Origin of the sequence: Rhizobium sp. BT03 (assembly GCF_030053155.1) — a bacterium.
GTDB lineage: Bacteria > Pseudomonadota > Alphaproteobacteria > Rhizobiales > Rhizobiaceae > Rhizobium.
This window is the reverse complement of sequence record NZ_CP125642.1, coordinates 236,004-253,447: the sequence shown is the minus strand read 5'-3', so window position 1 is coordinate 253,447 and position 17,444 is coordinate 236,004. Positions and strand designations below refer to the sequence as shown.

General features: G+C 64.1%; 12 protein-coding genes. 11 read left to right on the top strand and 1 reads right to left on the bottom strand.

Annotated elements, in window-relative coordinates:
• Positions 1 to 20: 20 nt before the first annotated feature.
• The 5 genes from QMO80_RS25950 (at position 21) to QMO80_RS25930 (ending at position 6,843) form a co-directional block, all read left to right on the top strand.
• Positions 21 to 755, top strand: coding sequence for an SDR family oxidoreductase (locus QMO80_RS25950; protein WP_283201191.1), 735 nt, complete (start codon positions 21 to 23; stop codon positions 753 to 755).
• A 67-nt stretch (positions 756 to 822) separates the two neighbouring features.
• Positions 823 to 2,100: an L-fuconate dehydratase gene (locus QMO80_RS25945; RefSeq protein WP_283201190.1), complete on the top strand. Its 1,278-nt coding sequence runs from the start codon at positions 823 to 825 to the stop codon at positions 2,098 to 2,100.
• 245 nt (positions 2,101 to 2,345) lie between these two features.
• Complete coding sequence (locus tag QMO80_RS25940) at positions 2,346 to 4,928, top strand: caspase family protein (protein WP_283201189.1); 2,583 nt, start codon at positions 2,346 to 2,348, stop codon at positions 4,926 to 4,928.
• On the top strand, positions 4,892 to 5,587 hold the full coding sequence (locus tag QMO80_RS25935) for a tail fiber domain-containing protein (RefSeq protein ID WP_369685949.1): 696 nt from the start codon (positions 4,892 to 4,894) through the stop codon (positions 5,585 to 5,587). The genes QMO80_RS25940 and QMO80_RS25935 overlap by 37 nt, the downstream gene beginning before the upstream one ends.
• Positions 5,588 to 5,604: 17 nt before the next feature.
• On the top strand, positions 5,605 to 6,843 hold the full coding sequence (locus QMO80_RS25930) for an isoprenylcysteine carboxylmethyltransferase family protein (protein ID WP_283201188.1): 1,239 nt from the start codon (positions 5,605 to 5,607) through the stop codon (positions 6,841 to 6,843).
• 154 nt (positions 6,844 to 6,997) lie between these two features.
• Here QMO80_RS25930 and QMO80_RS25925 read toward each other — a convergent pair whose 3' ends face one another.
• Positions 6,998 to 8,602: a hypothetical protein gene (locus tag QMO80_RS25925; RefSeq protein WP_283201187.1), complete on the bottom strand. Its 1,605-nt coding sequence runs from the start codon at positions 8,600 to 8,602 to the stop codon at positions 6,998 to 7,000.
• A 180-nt stretch (positions 8,603 to 8,782) separates the two neighbouring features.
• Here QMO80_RS25925 and QMO80_RS25920 point away from each other — a divergent pair, with 180 nt between their 5' ends.
• The 6 genes from QMO80_RS25920 (at position 8,783) to QMO80_RS25895 (ending at position 17,432) form a co-directional block, all read left to right on the top strand.
• Positions 8,783 to 9,373: a hypothetical protein gene (locus QMO80_RS25920; RefSeq protein WP_283201186.1), complete on the top strand. Its 591-nt coding sequence runs from the start codon at positions 8,783 to 8,785 to the stop codon at positions 9,371 to 9,373.
• Positions 9,374 to 9,529: 156 nt separating this feature from the next.
• The gene (locus tag QMO80_RS25915; RefSeq protein ID WP_283201185.1) at positions 9,530 to 9,907 is read left to right on the top strand and encodes a hypothetical protein; all 378 of its coding nucleotides are present in this window, start codon (positions 9,530 to 9,532) and stop codon (positions 9,905 to 9,907) included.
• Between the two features lie 212 nt (positions 9,908 to 10,119).
• Positions 10,120 to 12,060 carry a DUF4384 domain-containing protein gene (locus QMO80_RS25910; RefSeq protein WP_283201184.1) on the top strand — a complete coding sequence of 647 codons (1,941 nt, stop codon included), beginning with the start codon at positions 10,120 to 10,122 and terminating at the stop codon, positions 12,058 to 12,060.
• A gap of 22 nt (positions 12,061 to 12,082) precedes the next feature.
• Positions 12,083 to 13,699, top strand: a complete 1,617-nt coding sequence (locus tag QMO80_RS25905) for a caspase family protein (protein ID WP_283201183.1) — start codon at positions 12,083 to 12,085, stop codon at positions 13,697 to 13,699.
• A complete protein-coding gene (locus QMO80_RS25900; protein ID WP_283201182.1) occupies positions 13,696 to 16,242 on the top strand; it encodes a trypsin-like serine protease in 2,547 nt (848 codons plus the stop codon). Before QMO80_RS25905 ends, QMO80_RS25900 begins: the two co-directional genes overlap by 4 nt.
• Positions 16,243 to 16,256: 14 nt before the next feature.
• Complete coding sequence (locus QMO80_RS25895; RefSeq protein WP_283201181.1) at positions 16,257 to 17,432, top strand: serpin family protein; 1,176 nt, start codon at positions 16,257 to 16,259, stop codon at positions 17,430 to 17,432.
• Positions 17,433 to 17,444 lie beyond the last annotated feature (12 nt).

The window sequence follows — 17,444 nt, the reverse complement described above, 5'->3', positions numbered from 1 at the left end:
TTCCAGAAGAGGCCCGTGACATGACAAACAGACTTTCCGGCAAGACCGTTCTCATCACCGCCGCCGGCCAGGGCATCGGCCGGGCGACGGCGATAGCCTTTGCCGCGGTCGGCGCCAAGGTCCACGCGACCGACATCAATACCGGCGCGCTGGCGACGCTTGCCGCGGAAACCGGGGTTTCCACCCATCAGCTGAACGTGCTCGAAGAGGATGCGGTCAAGGCTCTCGTCGCCGAAATCGGCGCTGTCGACGTGCTGTTCAACTGCGCCGGCTTCGTTCATGCCGGCTCGATCCTGGAGATGAAGGATTCCGATTTCGAATTTGCCCTCGACCTCAACGTCAAGGCGATGATCCGCACCATCCGCGCCGTGCTGCCCGGCATGCTGGAGCGCAAGGACGGGTCGATCATCAACATGGCCTCCGTCGCCTCCAGCATCAAGGGCGTTCCGAACCGCTTCGCCTATGGCGTCACCAAGGCGGCGGTCATCGGGCTGACCAAATCCGTCGCCGCCGATTATGTCGCCGAAGGCATCCGCTGCAACGCCATCTGCCCCGGCACGGTGGAAAGCCCGTCGCTGCAGGACCGCATGCGCGCCCAGGGCGATTATGACGCGGCCCGCGCCGCCTTCATCGCCCGCCAGCCGATGGGCCGGCTCGGCTCGCCTGAAGAGATCGCCGATCTCGCCGTCTATCTGGCCGGTGCCACCTATACGTCGGGCCAGGCGATCGCCATCGACGGCGGCTGGACGATCTGACTTCAGCTGAGGAAGCCGGCCGGCAGCCCTGCCGGCCATCCGGCTATTGCAATTTGGGAGAACAACCATGACCCGCATCACCGACCTTCGTGTCTTCGATCTCCGCTTTCCCACCTCGCAAAGCCTGGATGGATCGGATGCGATGAACCCCGATCCGGATTATTCGGCCGCCTATGTCATTCTCGATACCGATGCGCTTGGCCTTGCCGGCCACGGCCTGACCTTCACCATCGGCCGCGGCAACGACATCTGCTGCATGGCGATCGAGGCGATGCGCCATCTCGTCGTCGGCACCGATCTTGCCGAAGTGCTCGCTCATCCCGGCAAATTCTGGCGGCATCTGACCAGCGACAGCCAATTGCGCTGGATCGGCCCGGAGAAGGGCGCCATCCACCTGGCGACCGGCGCCGTCGTCAACGCCGTCTGGGATCTGCTTGCCAAACAGGCGGGAAAACCGGTCTGGCGCCTCGTCGCCGAGATGTCACCTGAAGAGATCGCCGATATCGTCGACTACCGCTATCTCACCGATGTGCTGACCCGTGAGGAGGCGGTCGAGATCCTCAAGCGCGCCGAAGCCGGCAAGGCCGAACGCATCGCCACCCTCGAAAGAGAGGGTTATGCCTGCTACACCACTTCGGCCGGATGGCTCGGTTACGAGGATGAAAAGCTGCGCCGCCTCTGCAAGGAAGCGATCGACGCCGGCTTCAACCATATCAAGATGAAGGTCGGCCGCGACCTGGAAGACGATATCCGCCGCCTGAGGATTGCCCGCGAGGTGATCGGTCCCGACCGCTATCTGATGATCGACGCCAACCAGGTCTGGGATGTCGGCCAGGCGATCGACTGGGTCAAGGCGCTTGCCCCGGCCAAGCCCTTCTTCATCGAGGAACCGACGAGCCCCGACGATGTCGCCGGCCACCGCAAGATCCGCCAGGCGATTGCGCCGGTGAAGGTCGCGACCGGCGAGATGTGCCAGAACCGCATCATGTTCAAGCAGTTCATCGCCGAGGGCGCGATCGACATCGTGCAGATCGATTCCTGCCGCATGGGCGGGCTGAACGAGGTTCTCTCCGTGCAGCTGATCGCCGCCAAGTTCGGCCTGCCTGTCTGGCCGCATGCCGGCGGTGTCGGCCTCTGCGAATATGTGCAGCATCTGTCGATGATCGATTACGTCGCCGTCTCCGGCACCAAGGAAGGCCGCGTCATCGAATATGTCGATCATCTGCACGAACACTTCCTCGACCCCTGCCGGATCGAGAACGCCGCCTACATGCCGCCCACTCTGCCGGGCTTCTCGATCGAGATGAAACCGGCCTCGATCAGCAACTATACGTTTCCAGGATAAGAAAACTTCGCCAGTGCTGACGTATCGGCTGCCGGCCGCAGGATGATTTCCTGATGACGACAGTCTTTCCCGCAGCCGACGGGCTTCCAATCTGACGGGACTGCTCCAATTCACTTGGAGGCGGGCGAAGCTTGCTTTTTTTAGCAGTGAGGAATATTTTCAAAGGGTGAATGCGGAGGGGGCCCAGCACCAGCAGGCCAGCAAATTTTATTGAACTTAAACAATAGAATGTTTGCGATCGAGCCATGCCCAAGTTTCACGACATCAGGAGACTGTGCGCCTATCTGCTGACCATCGCAGCAATACTGCTGTCGACGGCCACCGCATATGCCGCCATCACGGAAGGCGAAAACGGCCGCCGCGTCGCGCTCGTGATCGGCAACTCGGTCTATAAGACGCTGCCCTCGCTTCCCAATCCCGCCAATGACGTCGAAGAGGTCGCCAACACGCTGCGCTCGGCCGGTTTCGACGTGACGATCGGCGTCAATGTCGACCGCATCGGGCTTGAAGATACGGTGCGCCGCTTCCTTCGTTCGATCAGCAATGCCGAGGCCGGCCTGATCTATTATTCGGGCCACGGCATCCAGGTCGGCGGGCAGAATTTCATCGTGCCGGTCGATGCGACGCTGGAGACGCCCTATGACGTCGAGACGCAGACCATGCCGCTCGACCTCATCCTCAACCATCTCAAGCAGAATTCGCGGGTGCAGCTGATCTTCCTCGATGCCTGCCGCAACAATCCCTTCAACGCCCAGAAATTCTGGATGGCGGAAAAGCTGGAGCCGGTCGGCGCCACCCGCGGCCTTGCCCGCATCGACAGCGATCTCGGCAGCCTGATCGCCTTCTCCACCGAACCGGGTCAGGTGGCGCTCGACGGCGCCGGGGCGCTCAGCCCCTATTCCGAATCCTTCATCAAACGTGCCAGCGAACCCAATAAGGAAATCCGCCAGGTCCTGACCGATGTCCGTCGCGACGTGATCGCCATGACCGGCGGCAAGCAGGTTCCCTGGGAAAACTCCTCGCTGATGGACAGCTTCTATTTCATTCCGGCGCCGCCGCCGCCGAGCGTCGAAGCGATGCAGCAGGTGAGCGTGCCGGAAGGGGCTGCCGCCACCAAGCTGCCGATCGCCCCGCCGCATGACGAGACCGGCTCGACGCTGCTCGTCACCCTCAACCAGCTGCCGCAGACCGGCAAGCTCAGCTTCGACGGCAAACCGGTCGAGCAGGGCGCCAAGATGCCGGCCGCGGCCCTGACGGCGCTGACCTATGATTCCTCGGGTGTAACCGCCGGAACCGTCGGCCTGATCGGCTATACCGTCAGCGATCCCTATGGTCAGGCGACGCAGGGCGTCGTCGCGATCACCGTCTCGGCGGATGCCGGCGCCAAGCTCGCCCAGCTCGAACAGCAAAAGCAGGTGCGGCTTGCCGATGCCGACGCCTATCTGAAAACGCTGCCGCGCGACGTCGACACGCCGATCGGCGTCGGCCCGGTCGCGGCCAGCCTGCCTGAAGTGCCGGCATCGGCCGCGGAGATGACCTTCAAGGTTGCGGCCCTGCCAGACAAGGGCACGCTGCGCGCCGGAGACCGGGTGATCGGGCTCGGCCACGTGCTTGAAGCCGCCGATATTCCGGCGCTTTCCTACGAGCCGCAGATCGGCACCGAAAACCAGCCTTTCGCCCTGACGCTGCAAGCCGCCAACGACAACCTGCCGCCGGCGACCGTTAATTTCAAGCCGGTGCTCGACGCCTGCGACAGCGCAGCCGCAGCCCCCCTCGACCTGCAGGGCGTCACCGCGGGTAAACTGCCGAACGAGATCGACCCCGACGATGCGCTGCCGGCCTGCTCCGACGCGATCAAGGCCTATCCCGAGGTGGCGCGCTTCGTCTACCAGCTCGGCCGCGCCCAGCTTGCCAACCGCGACACCAAGACGGCTTTTGCGACGATCAAGAAGGCGATGGATGCCGGGCATGTCAGGGCGATCTACGAACTGTCGAGCTTCTACGAGTTCGGCGCCTCCGTTCCCCGCGATGCAGCCAAGGCCAGCGAGATCGCCAAGGGTGGTGCGGCCAAGGGCGATCCCTTTGCCCTGCACAGCTACGGCAAGGCCCTCTACTACGGCCGCGGCACCAAGGCCGATCAGCAGCTGGGATTGCGCCTGATGCTGCAGGCCGCCGATCTCGGCCATACCTATGCGATGAACGAACTCGGCTATATCTTCCTGAACGGCGTCAACGTTCCGGCCGACCCGGAGCGCGGCATTCGCTTCTACGAGGCCGGCGTCCAGCGCAACGACATCTATTCGCTGAACAATCTTGCCCTCGTCTACCGTTTCGGAAAAGGCGCCCCGGAGGATCTTCCGAAAGCGCTTGAGCTTTTCACCCGGGCGGCGGAGGGCGGCCAGCCCTATGCCCCGACCAATCTCGGACGCATGTACCGGGACGGCATCGGCGTTGCCGCCGACAAGGCGGAAGCGGTGAAGTGGCTGGAGATGGGCGCCGAACGCGGCGACTATTGGGGCGCGCTCGACCGCGCGATTTTGGCTAGGGAAGACGCTGCCGACACTGACAGCCCGGTAACGGCAGCCCGTTATTTCGCGCTGGCGACCGCCATCAACATGCCGGGCAGCGGCGATCCGAAGAACCAGGCCAAGGCCGCACTCAAGACCTTGCCCAATGCTGCCAAGAAGAAAGCGGAGGAGACCTTCGCCGCCGAGCTGACCGCTCAGGAGAAAAAGGCGCTTCCGAAAACCAAGTCGCTCGATGACAGGCTCGTTCAGCTCGCCAAGGCGACATGGGTAAAGCGAAATCCGAGGTACGATCTCTTCTAAATGGCGGTCTGGGGGCGCCCTACATGACAAGAAAGCTCATCATCCGTGTTCTGCTTTGCTCGACCTTCCTTGCGGGCTCAGGCGCAATCTTGCAGAGTTGCATCTTCGATCCCGGCGCCAAGACGCTATTCACAAGTGAAGAGCCGGCCAGGAACGTTACGCCTGGCAAGAAAACCACGCCCGTCAAAAAGGTGGCTGCAAGTACCAGCCAACCGGCTTTCGCCCGCTCTGAGAACAGTTCCAGTGGGAATTCCAGCTCTGGCGGCGGCTCTGGCGGCGGCATGGGCGGCGGCTCCAGCAGTTCAAGCAGCTCATCCAGCTCCAGCAGTTCCTCTAGCTCCTCGGGTACCTCGTGGTCCGACCGCCGCCTGAAGACCGATATCCGCCGCCTTGGGACCTCGGCTGAGGGCATCCCGATCTATGCCTTCCGGTATATCTGGGGCGGGCCGATGTTCATCGGCACGATGGCGCAGGATCTGCTGGCGATCAGACCCGATGCGGTCATCGCTACCGGATTGGGCTATTACATGGTCGATTATGACAAGCTCGACATTGCGATGATCTCGGTGCCGGAAGATCTGTCACGGTTGGCAGCTGACGCAGCGCTGGGGCAGGCGGTGAAGGCGGCGCGGAAACGCTCCGTCCAGCCGGCAATGTGATCGGGAAAGCCGGGCGCGTGCCGACCGGGAGTCCCCTGGTTACTCAGACAGTGACCCTTGCCGGGGTTCTCGTCGGCATTGCGCTCTCGACCTATCTGCAGCTCGAGCCCGGCAAGGCAATGGCGCTTGCCGTCCTCTGTCTTCTCCTGGCGTGGATCGTCGTCGAGGGCACACCGGCTGCGCGCCGGGCATGGGTATCGCGAGAGAGGCGGCATGAGTCTCCCGCCGCGTCCTGGCGGCGCATCGGGACCAAGCTTGTCGGCATCGCCGCGCTTTTGGGTGCGGTCGTCATCGCCTGTTCCGTCTTTCCGTTTTTCACGCAGTCGTCGGCGGTCCAATGGTTCATCGGGGCCGGCCATACCACCATCCCCATCTCCATCGCTCTTGCCGGCGCCACCATTCTCTACGTCGCAGTCACCGATCTCGTCGCCGAGGAGCCCGACGACTATCTCCATCAGGTCGGGCGTGCGGTGCTGATGCAGGATTTTCGCGAAGAGGACGTGCTGTTCGCATTGCGCCTGCTCGCAATCAAATGCTTCTTCCTCGTGCTGATGTTTTCCAGCGGCATAGCCGCGCTTTCCGATCTTGCCGACAGACCGGCATGGCTGTTTGCCCCACTTTCAGCCGCCTGGTTCGAAGGCCTGCTGCGGCTTGTCCTGCTCCTCGACGTCATCCTGGCTGCCGGCGGCTACATCGCCACCTTCAAACTGTTCGGATGGCATGTCAGGGCGACGGAGACGACGGCGCTCGGCTGGCTCGTCTGCCTCATCTGTTACGAGCCGTTCTTCCCGGCGATTTCGCATGCCTTCGTGCCCTATGGCGACGGGCCGGGTTGGGAAAGCGTGATCCAGGAGGGATCGGTGGTCTACATCCTCTGGAGCGTTGCGACGCTGTTCTGCGCCATAATCTACCTCTGGGCGACCATTGCCTTCGGGCCGCGATTTTCCAACCTGACCCATCGCGGCATCATCACCTCAGGCCCCTATCGCTTCATCAAACATCCGGCCTATGTCTCGAAGAACATCTCCTGGTGGCTGTTTGCGACCCCGAGCTTCATCGCCAGCGGTCTTGCCGAAGGACTGGCGCGGGCCGGCCTGCTGGCGATCGTCAGCCTGATCTATCTGCTGCGCGCCCGCGCCGAAGAGCGCATGCTCAGCCAGGATCCCGCCTATCGGGACTATGCCGAGAACGTCGCGGCGCATGGGCTTCTCGCGATGGCGAAGCGTCGTCTGGCGCCGACAGCGCCGCGCGTCTGAAAAGGCATAGGATGTAGGGCAGGGGAGGCAGAATATCTGCGAGGTCGGCCCCTCATCCGCCTGCCGGCACCTTCTCCCCGTTTTACGGGGAGAGGGTTAGTGTGAGGGGCAGCCATCGGCACCAACCGGACAGCTGGCGCGACGCTCCCGCCCTTCACCCATCCAGCCCCCTGAAGCGCACCGGCTGGTAGCCGCGCATCAGCAGGCTGCCGAGTGAATAGGTGTTGCGGCAGACCCGGCCCTTGCAGGCGTTGGGCGAGGCCTCCATCACCTCGACCTTGCGGTCGTCGGTGAAGCGCATGAACAACAGCACGTGCGAGCCCGGCTTGTTCAGCGCGTCGCCCGGCCGCATCGACCAGGGGTCGGAGAGGCGCTTGGTGATATCAGGGATGGCGCGCGTCGACACGTGCATCTTCAGGCCCCAGGCATCGCTGACGAAACCGGAGCAGTCGACGCCGAGGATATTGGTTTGCGGCGCGCTCTTGGTGCAGACATTGCCGGCGGTCTGGCCTTTCTCGACGCCGTCCATGAAATCCTCGAGCCGGGTCTTGCAGCCCCAGCAATAGGGAACGCCCTTCACCGTCTGACCGCGTTTGCCGATCAGATAGATCGGCCGGCGCAGCCGGTTCATGTTGATGCAACCGGGGCCCGGATCCTTGCCATAGGCTGATGACGTCACCAGCCAGTTCAGCGTCTCGAAGCCGATCGCCCGCTCGATGACGTCGCCGCGCGATTTCGGCACGATCGCCACTTTCGGCGCCTTGCCGGGCTTGCCGGCATTGAGCGGTTTTGCCGGCCGCGCAACGGCAAGCTTTCGGCCGGGATCGCGGCCGTCGAGCCGCAGCACCTGCGCCCGGCTTTCCTGCGATCTCAAATAGAGCACGTCACCGCGCGGGCCGATCGCCACGAAACGCCGGGAAAAGACCGTGCCGGGGTCGATCGGCAGGTCGTAGAGCCGGTCCATCGCCCCGTTCGGCGTGAAGCGGACCACCAGCATACCGGTCCGCTCCGGCTGATCGGCCGGCACCAGCTCGACCAGCGCATAAGGCCTGCCCGTCGTGTCGATGTCGAGAAGTTCGACGGTGCCGATGCGGCCCTCGGCGGAGAGCTGCAGCGACAGGAAATTCTCCTCCGAGCTGCTGCGCCGCAGCAGGATTTCCGCCTTGTCGTTTGCCGCCGAGACCTCGGCGACGATATCGCCAAGCCCGCGGCTTGGAACATATTGAATGACCGGCGGGCGGGCCGCCGGCCGGCTGGTGCTGCGGCCGATCTCGTCGACGATGCTGTTCAGCGGCCCCGGCGGTACCGAGCCCATCGAGGCGAAGACCGAGCGTGTGTAATCGTCGGCATCGCCGCCATCGACGGCGCGCAGTGTCTGCGACCTTCCGTCGGCCTCGGTGGAACGCTCGAGCGGCACGACACCATCAGACCAGAGATAGAGTTCGTTGTGGACGACGGCGAGATCCTCGGGCGCGACATCCTCCGGCAGCGGCAGGATTTCGGGCTCGGCCTGCGAGCGCTCGGCATCGATGGCGAGCACGCGGCCGTTGTTCTGGTCGAGAATATAGATGGTGCCGTCGTCGCCGACGGTGATCGCCGCCGGCCCCGAAGCCTCGACTTCCTCATTGGCGGAAATGATGCCGACCGAGCGGCCGCCATCGCCGCTGCGAAGCTCTATAATCGTCGTGTCTTTGGCAAAAACCGGCGAGGCGGCCGCAAGTGCCGCGGCAAACAGAATATGCGACCCAAGACTACGCATGTCCTCGACCCCCGAACAGGACGATGTCAGGCCGGCTCGGCCTTCTATGACCGTCAAGTCTTCGAAATGGTAAGATAGATGCGCCTTGTCAGCAAGCCATTGCTTTCCAAACGATTTGGAGATCTGCGCCTGGAATAGTACAAGATCATGGTCTCCAAGTTTTGCGGGCAGGGAATGCTTATGCTGGAATGGAACGGTGACGAACTGGCGCTCGACATCAGCCTGCTGGAGCAGGTGCGCGCCGCAAGGATAGGCTTCTCCGATCGCGTCTGCGCCGCCTCGCAAAGCGCCGACGACAAGCATCTGGCGCAGCTGCGCTCCGAGCCGACCTATCTGATGGCCGAGTTCCTCTATTCGATGAAGGTCTTCGGCATCAGCACGGCCGAGGATATCGAGCGCTTCGCCGATCTGCACAATGATTACGTGGTATCGCTGACCCGCGACCCGGCCAAGCTGCAACGCCTCGGGCTGTCGCAGGATCGCGCACTCGCCTCGATGTTCACCGCCGACACCAAGCCGCGGCTGATCCAGAACTGGGCGGAGAAAGCGGGCGCCATCGACCAGTCCAATCTCGCCCGCTTCCTGGTGGCGGTGATGTCGAGCGAGACCTGCCGCAAGACGCTGATCGATTTCGAGACGGCCGGTTTCATGCAGCGCAAGCGCTCGCCCTACGGCACCATGGTCGTCTGGTCGACGGGGAAGATCGAGGAGATCTTCGGCGAAATGCTGCGCGATCTGCGCCTCAGCCTGCAGCAATTGAAGATCCTCTGAGCGAGTGCTGCGACCCGATTTCGGGGCGCTGCGCGACCAGCCGATTTCACCCCTCCCAATCGATGGGCACTGAGCGCCGTTGCCTTCCTTTCGGCCTCTCCCTATTGTTTTAGGCAACTTCGCGCGAATGGCGCCCATAGGACGGATGTGACCACGATGACAAAATCCCGGCTCATACCCCTGTCGATCGGCCTGCTGCTGGCGCTTGAAATGCCTCAGCTTGCCCATGCCGGCCCGGCCGAAGATGCGCTGGCGGCGCGCAACCCCGCGCTTGCGGCGCTGCGCCAGCATGACGAAAAAGCCTTTGCTGCCGCGACTGCGATCATATCAGAACACGAAAGCGCCAAGGGGCTGACACCCGGCGCGGACAAGCTGCCGGACGCGACCTCGCCCGGCCGCGACATGGGTTCAGCGCCCGGCAAAGAATTCACGATCGATAATCCGGATATTCTCTGGCTCTATAATTCTTCGCCCGAAGGGATGAGCGACCTGATCTCGATTTTGAAATCAGCCGGGCAGAAACCCAAGAACTAAGCTGCGATCCAAAGTCAAAAAAGACTAGATCCGGCGGCGGATATTGCCGATCAAGAGTCTTGATCACGTCTTTTCCGGGACGGTTTCTTCCTGGTTCCAAATAATTTGTAACCCTCCCTCAAGCAAGACAGGCAAAGCCATCCCAATTTCGCCGGTCGGTGCTATTCTCATCTTCAACACAGTGTGAGATTGTTCGAAGAGGAGGTTTTTCCATGTTGCACCGCAAAGCCATCCTAGCCGCAGCCACCTTTCTCTCGTTCTTTGCGGTGGTTCCCGCCGTCGAGGCGCAGAACGAACGCACACTGACCGAAGCGCCGGCGCAGACCGGCCCCGTCAGCATCACCTTCGATCGCGCCGAAGCGAAATACGCCATCGGCGAAGTCGTCGGCCTGTTCATCCAGTCGACCGAGAACAGCTACGTCACGGTGCTCAACGTCTCGCCGAACGGTTCCGTCGTCAAACTTTTCCCGAACAAATATCAGACCGATGCCCTTGTCGGGCCCGGCAAGCGCGTGCAGGTGCCGGATCCGGCCAGCGGCGCCCGGCTGCAGGTCTCCGGTCCCGTGGGTCAGGAGCAGATCAAGGTCTTCTATTCCTCCAAGCCGCTGACCATCTTCGCCGATCTCGGCGGTAGCGGCAGCGGCATGTTCCGCTCGATCGACGGCGGCATGGATGCCGTGTCCCGCAGCCTGGAAGAGGCCCGCAGCCTCGGCACCAAGATCAGCAGCAAGACGCTGATGCTGACGACGGTCGACAGCCCGGCCGCCCTGCCGCCCCCCGCCGCCCCACCGGTTGCGGCCGCTCCTGCCGCAAAACCGGTCGAACAGGCGGCAAAGCCGCCGGTTGCACCGAAGCCGAAGCCGGCGAAACCGGAAATCGCCAAGAAGCCGGAAACGGTGGTGGAAAAACCGAAGCCCGTCGCCCCGAAAAAGGTCGCACCCAAGCCTGTCGAGCAGGCGACGACGCAGCCGCCGAAGAAATACAAGATCGTCACCAATCTGGCGCCCGGCCAGGAGCTTGCCGCCGACGAGCTGGAACTGATCGGCCCTGCCGACACCACTGCGTCCACCCGGCCGACGCAATATACGCAGCCGAAGCAATATAAGCAGCCGGCCCAGTCGTCCCAGGCGAAGATGCCGAAACTGCCGATGCCGCAGATCAAGATGCCGCAATTCAAACTGCCCGGCGGTTTCAGCATCAAGATGCCCCAGCTCAACCTCGGCCGTTCGGCCGAACCCCAGGCCGGCGAGGAAATCGAGGTGGCCAATGCCGACACGCCTGCCTGCACCGCTCTTCTCGACAAGCTGAACACCGCCGTTGCCGCCAAGGATATCACGGCCGCGGCGTCCGAGGCCGATGCGATCGCCGTCAGCGCCGAATGCGGCCAATTCCAGGTGAATGCCCAGCGCCGCGTTGCCGCCCTCAGGCTCGCCGCTGCCCAGGAGATGATGGCCGCCAACCAGCCGGTCGCCGATTACGAGCCGCTGCTGGTCGCCGCCGACAGTCCGCAGGTGCTCTGGCAGGCCTCCGCCACGCTCGGCGAGATCTATTTCTCCGCCCGCCGTTTTGCCGATGCCGCTGCCGATTACCAGCAGGCGATCGAGATCATCAAGAACGAGACCCGCACGCCGAAGGCGCCGCCGGCCGACACGATCTCCGATCTGATCCAGCGCGCCGCCCAGGCCCGCATTCTGGCCGCCAACCCGACGAGCGACAATCCTGAAGGCAGCTTCGTGCCGGCCGAGAAGGATCACCGCAGCGGCGTGCTCGGCGGCATCTATTCCGAAAATGTCCGCGGCATCGTGCCGGTCTCCATTCCCGTGCCGATCACCTTCGACTTCGACAAATCGAGCTTCACTTCGATCGGCACCGAGGCCGCCGAGGAGCTGCTGGAGGCGCTGAAGGAGCAGAAGCCCGGCCGCATCATCCTGATCGGCCATACCGACCGGCGCGGCGGTGACGACTATAATCAGAAGCTTTCCGAGCGCCGTGCCCAGGCCGTCGCCGATTTTCTCAAGAGCCACGGCATCGATGCCTCGATCGACGCCGAAGGCCGCGGCGCCTCCGAGCCGGTGGACGTGACCGCAACCGCAAACCTCACCGAAGACGATGTTGATGCGCTGAACCGCCGCGTCGAATGGCGTCGCGAATAGCCGGGGCGAGGGGAGTTTGGCCATGTCCGCATCCGTTTCCATGGCCGCCGCATTCGCCCTCCTCAGCCTGGCGGCCGCTGATAGCCTGGCAAGGACGATCGAGGCGCCGGAGCGCGGCGCCGTCCGAGCCGTGCTGATCGGCATCGATCTCTACCGCAACGTCCCGCCGCTTCACGGCGCCGTCGCCGATGCCGAGGACCTTTCGCTTTCGCTGCGCTCGGTCGGCGTCGAGGACATGACGCTGCTGAAGAATGGGGCCGCCGATCGCGAGGGCATCTTCCATGCGATCGAGGCCGTCACGGAACGGGCAGGGCCCGGCGATCTCGTCGTGCTCGGCATCGCCGGCCACGGCTCGAGCGAGCCGGAGCGCGTCAAGGGCTCGAAGCCGAGCGGCCGCGACGAGGTCTATGTGCTTGCCGGCTTCGATACAAGGCTGCCCGGATCGCGCGAGCGCATCTTCGGCGACGAGTTCAAGGTGCTGATCCGCAATCTCGAGACCAAGGGCGCCGATGTGCTCTTCATCGCCGATACCTGCCATGCCGGCGGCATGACCCGCGATGTCGATCCGCGCGGCGCCGAGATCACCTGGCGCCAGGCGCCCTCCTATACGATCGAGGAGGACGACCTCGCGCCGATTTCGACGACGGCGGATGCGCTCTCCACCGGCTTCGATTACAAAAGGCTGACTTTCCTCGCCGCCGTCGACGACAACACCAAATCGCCGGAGATTTCCATTCCCGGCATTCCGCAGAAACGCGGCGCGCTGAGCTATGCCACCGCCCGCGCCTTCGAAGGGGCGGCCGACCGCAACGGCGACGGCGCCGTCAGCCGCCGCGAACTTTTCGAATATGTGCGCCAGTCGGTCTATCAGTTCACCGACCAGCGGCAGAACATTTTCACCGAAAGCCCGCCCGGAACCGATCTCGACCGCGCGGTCGTCTATAATTACGAAGGGGCGGGGGCACAGGCGGAAGCAGCGAAATCGACCACTCCGCCGCCGGCCGAGCCCGCGCCGATCAGCGTTGCCGCCCTCGGCGCCGAGCCGGTGCTGCAGGGCATCGACCCGGCCGTCACGCCGTTCAAGCTGACGGAAGGCGCCGACGCCGAACTGGTTTTCGATCCCGAAAAGCACGAGGCGGTTGCCGGCGGCGATGTCGTCGCCTCAGGCATCGGCGCCGGCGACATGCCTTTCGTCGTCGACCGGATGGCCGCGCTCGACACGCTGAAGCGGCTGTCGGAGGTCAATCCGCAGACCGTGCGCGTCACCCCGTCCGATACCGTCCATCGCGAGGGCGAGCGCGTCGGCGTCGCGGTTTCCGATCTAGCCGGCCGCAAACTCGTGCTCTTCGACGTCACCGGCGATGGAACCGTGCAGTTCCTCTATCCCGGTGAGAAAGAGGTCGATGCTGAGATGTCGGCGAGTTTCGATCTCGATCTCTCCGTCGTCGCCCCCTTCGGCACCGATCTGCTCGTCGCCGTCACCTCGGAAAAGCCGATGCCCGCGCTCGTCGAGTTCCTGAAGCAGAACGACAGGCGCCGCACCGCCGGCAATATCGCCAGGCGGCTCGGCGATGTCCTGCCCGAGGGCGCGCGCGTCGGATTTACCGTCCTCTATACCTCCGCCGGAGCCAAGCTATGAGCGCGTCGATCAGCCGGGTCCTCTCCATTGCTTCCGTCGTGCTGCTTCTGGCGGCGCCCGCGTTGGCGCAGCAGGATACCGATTTCGCCGGCGAGGATGGCGGCCGCGTCATCGGCGGCCAGGCGGCGAAGAAGGGCGAATGGCCCTGGCAGGTGAAAATCCTGGCGCCCGATCCCGAACAGCGCGGCCGCTTCGGCGGCCATTGCGGCGGCTCGCTGATTGCGCCGCGCTGGATCCTGACCGCCGCCCATTGCGTCACCAGCGGCCGCTCCGGCAAGCAGGATCTGTTCGCCCGCGACCTGCTGATCGTCGAGGGCAAGTCGAAGATCGACAAGGTGATTTCGGTCGACGGCCCGGATAAGCCCGGCCTTGCCGTCGAGGACGTCGTCATCCACGAGGATTTCGACCGCAAGATCTTTGCCAACGACATCGCCCTGATCAAGCTGGCCGAGCCCGCCATCTCCAGGCCGGCAATCCTCGCCTCGGCCTCCGACGAAGACGTCGAGGCCGCCGGCCACAAGGCCGTCGTCACCGGCTGGGGCTACACCAAGGCCGATCACGGCTGGGACGACAAATACCTGCCGACCGAGCTGCAGGAAGTCGAGCTGCCGATCGTCCCGCGCGAGGATTGCCGCGCCGCCTATCGCGACAGCTCGATGCGGATGAACCCGATCGACGAGCGCAATGTTTGCGCCGGTTATGCCGAGGGCGGCAAGGATGCCTGCCAGGGCGACAGCGGCGGACCGCTGGTGGCGCAGCGCCCCGATAAGCGCTGGATCCAGCTCGGCATCGTCAGCTGGGGTGCCGGCTGCGCCGAGGCCGAACATTACGGCGTCTATACCCGCGTCGCCGCCTTCCGCGACTGGATCGCCGCCAAGACCGATGGCGACGTGCCGAATGTCGAAGCTTCAGCCGCCGGCGATCAGGTCGCCTCGACCACCACCGGCACCGGGACCAAGCTCAGACAATCAGGCCAGAAACTGGCCAACCTCACCATCACTACTCCGCCCGCCGGCGATACCGCCCCTGCCGCCACGAGCGAAACGCCCGCCGACGATTCCGCACCGGCTGACAAGCCGGCTGCCGAAGAACCCGCCGTCCAGCCGCCCGCTGTCGATATCCCCGCCGTCCAGGCCCCTGATGGCCAACCCTCCGGCATCCAAAGCTCTCCCGGCGACCGTGCGCTGCTGATCGGCATCGACGATTACGAGATGCGCGAGGCAAAACTCACCGGCTCCGCCGCCGATGTAAAGGCGATGCAGCTCTTCCTGGTGAAGACGCTCGCCTACCGCCCGGAGCAGATCCAGACGCTGACCAACCGCAAGGCGAGCCGCGAGGCGATCCTTGCTGAGATCGACGACTGGCTGGTGCGCCAGTCGACGCCCGGCAGCCGCGTCTTCCTCTATTTCAGCGGCCAAGGTTCAGAGGAAATGGGCGCCGAGGAGACGACCAGCCCGACGCTTGTTGCAGCCGATGCCAAGCTGGTGCGCGAGGGCGGCAAGCTGACGGTCAACAATCAGATCCGCGAAACGGAAATCGCCGCGCGGCTGAACAGCCTCAAGGACCGCCGCGTCACGCTGCTGATCGATGCCTGCCATGTCGGCCCCGGCAGCCGCAGCGCGGTGGCCGCCCCTTCCGGTAATGTCCGTTGCCTCGGCCCGGCGCTGGCAGCGCTCGAACCGCCGAACAAATCGGGCAAGGAAGCGAAATTCTCCTTCGGCGGCGAAAACGCCATGGTCTGGTCGGCCGTCAATTCAGGCCAATGGGCGCTGGTCGACCGCGAGGCCAAGCCACCGGTCGGCGTCTTCACCCGCCGCTTCATCGAAGGTGTGCAGGATGGCGTGGCACGGGCGGCCGACAAGCCGAATGTCAGCAATGCCGCCCTGCTCGATTACGTCCGCCGCAAATCCGACGAATATTGCCGGACGCATGCGCAGGATTGCCGCTTCACCCCGGTGCCGCAATTTTATGGCCAGCCCGATGCTCTCGGCCGCGACGTCATCACCGGCGAGGAGGCGAAAACCCCGGTCGCCGCCGTCGAGAACACGCTGAAGACGGACAATGAGGCGGGTGTTGCCGTCGACGTGCTGCCCGGCACCTCGGTCGGCATCGGCGACAAGGTGGCGATGCGGGTTTCGACCAAAAAATCAGGTTACCTGATCCTGGTCGATATCGACGCCGCCGGCAAGCTGACCCAGCTTTACCCGAACAAGCGCTCGATGGGCCTGAAACCGACCGCGAAAAGCGGCGACAACCGGCTCGATCCGGCCCGGCCGGTCGTCGTGCCGGATGCGCGCAATCCCTATACCGGTTTCGAATATGTGGTCGAGGGACCTTCAGGCGTCGGCATGGTCGTCGCCATTCTGAGCGACAAGCCGATCGAAGTGCTCGACCTGCCGGATGTGCCGGCGCCGCTGGTCGGCCAGCGCGCCGCCTTCAACTATGTCTACGATCTCGCCCGAACCTTGAGGATCGTCGGCGACGACGAGACCGGCGCCCAGGGCAAGTGGTCGTTCGATTCCAAATTCTACCGCATCCGCTGAAGAGGAGGGAACCCATGCCGAAATCCAGTCTGCTGGCGGGTCTTGCCGCTTCGCTGCTGACGCTTGCCCCAGCCCATGCCGACAACTCCGGCAAGGCGATGCTCGCCGCGCAGGCGGGGCTTGCCGCCGAACTGATCGACCGCACCCTGGCAAAGGAGGGGGCCGCCAATATCATGGTGTCGCCGGCAAGCCTTGCCGCAGCCCTGGGTCTCGCCAGCCTCGGCGCCTCCGCCGAAGGCAAGGCCGCGATCGCCAAAGGCCTCGGCTTCGGCGGCGAGGCAAGGGGGCCGGAGACGGTGCTTGACGCAATGACACCGGAGAAGCCGGCAGCCGCGGATGCGCCCTTGGCGACGGCGGTTGCGATCGTCTTCGACGACAAGCTGGCGCTCGTGCCCGACGCGGTTTCCATGCTCGCCACCCACCGGATCAAACCGTCGATCGAAGATCTCGACGGGCCTCAGTCGGTCGAGCACATCAACCTCTGGGTCAAGGAGACGACGCGCGGCGCCATTCCCGTCATGCTGGACGCGCCGCCCGGCGGCGGTTTCGTCAGCCTGGGCGCGCTGTCCTTCAAGGCGCGCTGGAAGACCGCCTTCGATAGGGAAAGCCCGGCAAGCCCCTTTCAGCGGCCGGACGGTTCAACTATTTCGGTGCCGATGATGCATCTTGCCGGCGACGGGCAGAAATTCCGCGTCGACGAAAAATTCGCCGCCGTCGACCTTGCCTATACGGACGAGAGCTACAGCATGGTGGTGGTGACGGCGCGCGCCGGCAAGGGTGTCGCCGCCGCCGATCTGAAGGCGCTCGCTTCCTGGCTGCAGGGGGAAAAATTCGAAGCTGGCAAGGGCGAAATCCTCCTGCCCCGCTTTTCCCTGAGCGACGGGCGTGATTTGATGCCGGTGCTGAACGCGATGGGACTGGCGCCCGAAAAGGCCAAGCATTCGGCCTTCCCTGGTTTTACCAAGGAAAACATTCGCTTGTCGCGCGTTCTTCAGAAGACGATGATCAAGGTTGACGAAAACGGCACGGAGGCAGCGGCTGCCACGGCAGCGATCACCGAACGCAGCATCGATCCCAAGCTCGTTCGCGTCGTCGCCGATGCCCGTTTTGCCTTCGCGCTCAGGGATACCAGAACGGGCCTGGTGCTCGCCGCTGGCCTGATCGGCGACCCGCTCTTAGCGGGCGAATAGAGTTCGGTTTCA